4 protein-coding genes are annotated in these 3,998 nt (G+C 69.3%); all 4 read right to left on the minus strand.

Going from position 1 to position 3,998, the window contains the following annotated elements; genetic code table 11:
* Positions 1-94: 94 nt before the first annotated feature.
* Positions 95-1,021: an alpha/beta hydrolase gene (locus U9979_RS19830; RefSeq protein ID WP_322780572.1), complete on the minus strand. Its 927-nt coding sequence runs from the start codon at positions 1,019-1,021 to the stop codon at positions 95-97.
* 2 nt (positions 1,022-1,023) lie between these two features.
* Entirely contained in the window at positions 1,024-1,776 is a 753-nt protein-coding gene (locus U9979_RS19835) for a hypothetical protein (protein WP_322780573.1), read from the minus strand.
* Positions 1,773-3,212, minus strand: coding sequence for a tRNA (N6-isopentenyl adenosine(37)-C2)-methylthiotransferase MiaB (gene miaB, locus U9979_RS19840; RefSeq protein ID WP_416220264.1), 1,440 nt, complete (start codon positions 3,210-3,212; stop codon positions 1,773-1,775). Before miaB ends, U9979_RS19835 begins: the two co-directional genes overlap by 4 nt.
* Positions 3,213-3,295: 83 nt before the next feature.
* Positions 3,296-3,998 (minus strand): HDIG domain-containing metalloprotein (locus U9979_RS19845; protein ID WP_322780574.1); only part of this gene is annotated, 703 nt, incomplete at its 5' end.

Consider the following 3,998-nt stretch of genomic DNA (forward strand, 5'->3'; position numbering starts at 1 on the left):
CCTGTCCACCCTGGTGGAGACGCTGACCGAACGTGTGCCCCACCCGGCGGTGGAGGTATGCGTGCTCGTACCGTTCGCCCGCGGGGATCTGGTGTCACGGGTCTACGCCGACGGCGAGGTCCTCGATCTGCGGCACACCGCGGACGGCACCGAGGTGCGGGCCCGGGTACCGGTCGGCCTCGCCGCTGCGCTCGCCGTGTTTCAGCCAGAAATCGATCAACACAGCCTCGGTAGCCCGGGGACTCTCGGCCGCAGGTGAGTGCGCGGCCCCAGGGATCACTTCGTAGCGGGCACCGAGGCGCGCCGCCATGTCCGCCTGCAAATGCGGCGGCCAGGCGTCATCGGCGATGCCGTGTGCGACCAGAACAGGCGTGTCGACCGCGCCGGTCGCGGCGGCGAGATCGCCGACCCGGTCAGGCTCGTCGAGGAGCTGTTCGCTCATGACCCGTAGCCCGACATCGCTGCTGGCGAAGAAGCGATGCTCGAGGAACTCCCGGCCGCCGGGCGGGTAGACGGTGGTGTCCGCAGCGCGCACCGCGGCCCACACCGCGTCGCGACCGCTGCGGTCGTAGACGACCCGCATGGCTCGCAGCGCGATCCGGCGGGCGCCGACGATGCCGGCGGGGCCGGAGCAGAGCAGCACCAGGCTCGCCGCGGACGAGGGCCGGCTGATGACCGCGGCGCGGGCGACGAGACCGCCGAAGGAATGGCCCAGCAGATGCACCGGCTGGCCGATGTCGTCAACCACCCGTCCGACATCCTCGGCAAGAGCCGTGACCGTGCAGTCCCGTTCCGGATCGGCGGCAGACGACTCGTACTGGCCGCGCTGATCGACCGCGATGACGTTGAACCCGGCCTGCGCCAGCCCTGTCATGATCATCAGATAGTCCTCTTTGCTCCCGGTGTAGCCGGGCAGCAGGACGACCGGTGGGTCCGCCGGGGAACCGGCTCGCAGCGCCGCGAGACCCGCACAGGTCAGGCGCCGCACCCCTGGTGGCAGTTCCGTCGGCGTCGAGAGCATGGCTAGCGACTCCCCCATTCCCAGAAGGCGACCACGTACCCCACACCGTAGGGTGCATCAACGTACTCAGCGCGAGACACACATGACCGTACGTGCGTGTTGCTCGATCCGGCAACCAGGCTCGCGCCGGCCAGCACCTGCCACGACGCACGCCCCGCCGCCATCAGCTCACGGGAGAGGTCGGGCTCGAGCCGCAGCAGCGCGGACGCGTCGGCGGCGGCCAACGCCGCCGCCACCGTTGCGTCATGGGCCGCGGCGCGCTCGTCGAATCCCCCGGGTGCAGCGGCCGTCCGCCTGGCGCTGCCGTCCGCCATCACCAACAACGCGACCCGGGCCGCCCAGCGGGCCAACGCGACGCCGATCTGCACGGCATCCCGCACGGCGGTCATCGCGCTCACACCGAAGCCGGCGACGTCCCCCCGCCACGACGTCTGTTCGAGCAGCCAGGCTCCGACCGTCAACGACAACGACAACGACGATGTCGGCTGGCCACCGCATTGCCGACCATGGTGGGTCGCCCGCCCCAGCGTAACCGATCGTGGTACCCCGAAACCGGCCAGCGATCCCGACTGACCGGCCGCGTAGGCTGCGGTCCGTGGGGCGTCGCCGACAACGACGAGGACGTCCGGGTTCCACCCGACCAGCCGGCGGATGGCCCGGATCGCCGCCTCTCGCACCGCCACGGGTTCGCCTCGCGCAACCTCGGGGATGAGCAACGGTGGATGCGGGCAAACCGCCGCCGCAACCAGCGTCACCGGCGGCGCGTAGGCATGCCGAGGTCGGTCGACCGGCGAGTCATCCCGGCGTCGCCGTCGTGACTCGGCGAGCGCTGTGCGGCCTGCCAGACGTCACCCGCCCTGGTCCGCCGGTGGGTCAACGGCGGCCCGTCCGCCACCAGATGGTGCGGTGCGGCTCTGGTGATCACAGTCTCCATCACGTCGCCAGGCCGTATCCCGGGATCGGAGCTGCCGGACGACGCTGGTGGCCGGAGATGGACAAGGCGACCGTCGCGGGCCCGGCCGGATCGTCGCCCGGTGGCGGCGTCCTTGCGTCCCTCGCCCTCGACAACCAGAACCTCCGCCCGCTCACCGACGATCATACGGTTGGCCTCCCAGGAGATCTCCTCCTGAACAGCCACCAGCCGGTCATAGCGCTCCGCCACGACCGCAGGTTCGACCTGCCCGTCCATGGTCGCCGCCGGGGTGCCCGCTCGCCTGGAATACTGGAACGTGAAAGCACTGGCGAACCGCGCCTCGCGGACCACATGCAGGGTGTCGGCAAAATCTGCCTCGGTCTCCCCGGGGAAGCCGACGATGATGTCGGTGGTGATCGCGGCGTGGGGCATCGCCGCCCGTACCCGCTCGACGATCCCGAGGAAACGCTCCTGGCGGTAGGAACGGCGCATCCGCCGCAGCACCGCGTCCGATCCCGACTGCAACGGCATGTGCAGCTGCGGACACACGGCCTCCGTCACCGCCATCGCCTCGATCACGTCATCGGTGAAGTCGCGCGGATGCGGCGAGGTGAACCGGACCCGCTCCAGGCCGTCGATCGTCCCGCAGGCGCGCAGCAATGTCGCGAACGCCCCCGGGTCGCCCAGCGACCGGCCATAGGAGTTCACGTTCTGGCCGAGCAGAGTGATCTCCAGAACGCCTTCGGCGACCAGCGCCTCGACCTCGGCGAGAATGTCCCCGGGGCGACGGTCGGTCTCCGTGCCGCGCAGGCTCGGCACGATGCAGAAGGTGCAGGTGTTGTCGCAGCCGACGCTGATACTCACCCAGGCCGAATGGTGCGCTACCCGCTTGGCGGGAAGCGCGCTGGGGAAGACCTCCAACACCTCGGCGATCTCGACCTCGGCCACCGCATTGTGCCGGGCCCGCTCCAGCAGGACGGGCAGCCTGTGTAGATTGTTGGTACCGAACACGACGTCCACCCAGGGGGCACGTTCGGTGATCAGCGAGCGGTCCTTCTGTGCGAGGCAGCCACCGACTGCGATCTGCATGCCCGGGTGGCGCTGCTTGGCCGGGTACATCTGGCCGAGATTGCCGTAGAGGCGGTTGTCAGCGTTCTCCCGGACCGCGCATGTGTTGAAGACCACCAGATCGGGCGTGACCTCGGCTCCGGTCTCGACCGGTACGTAGCCGGCAGCTTCAAGCATGCCGGCGATGCGTTCGGAGTCGTGGACGTTCATCTGACAGCCGAACGTCCGGACCTGATAGCTGCGGGGACTCACCCAGCCAGCCTACGGCGCGCAAGCCGGACGCTCCCAGCCCGCTAACGGGCGACTTCAACGGCGCGGGTCTCCCGGACGACGGTGACCCGGATCTGACCGGGGTAGGTCAGTTCGTCCTCAATCTGCTTGGCGACGTCCCGAGCCAGCATATGGGTGGCAATATCATCGACCTGATCCGATACGACCATCACCCGGACCTCGCGGCCGGCCTGCATCGCGAACACCTTCTCGACACCCGGGCGCTCGCCGGCAATCTGCTCGATGCGCTCGAGCCGTTTGACGTAGGACTCCAGGCTCTCCCGGCGAGCGCCCGGTCGCCCACCGGAGATCTGGTCGGCGGCCTGGGTCAGCACGGCCTCGATCGACCGTGGCTCAACCTCGTTGTGATGCGCTTCGACAGCATGAACGACCTCCTCATCCTCACCGTAGCGCCGGGCGATCTCGGCACCGATGAGGGCGTGGCTGCCCTCCACCTCGTGGGTCAGGGCCTTGCCAAGATCATGCAGCAATGTTCCCCTCTTGGCCAGGGCTGGGGGCAGCCGCAGCTCAGCCGCCATGATCCCCGCCAGATGGGCACACTCGACCAGGTGCGCGAGAACGTTCTGCCCATAGCTGGTCCGATAGCGCAGGCGTCCGAGCAGGGCGATCAGCTCGGGGTGCATCTCCGCGATCCCGGTCTGCATGAGCGCGTCCTCACCGGCTCGGATACAGCGTGCCTCGACCTCACGCCGGGCTCTGTCGTAC

The sequence above is a fragment of the Protofrankia sp. Cas4 genome, from assembly GCF_963555915.1.
Lineage (GTDB): Bacteria > Actinomycetota > Actinomycetes > Frankiales > Frankiaceae > Protofrankia.

Bases quoted from the DNA above. Each gene is read 5' to 3' on its own strand.
- U9979_RS19830 (WP_322780572.1), bottom strand. From the start codon at position 1,021: ATGCTCTCGACGCCGACGGAACTGCCACCAGGGGTGCGGCGCCTGACC.
- miaB (WP_416220264.1), bottom strand. From the start codon at position 3,212: ATGAACGTCCACGACTCCGAACGCATCGCCGGCATGCTTGAAGCTGCC.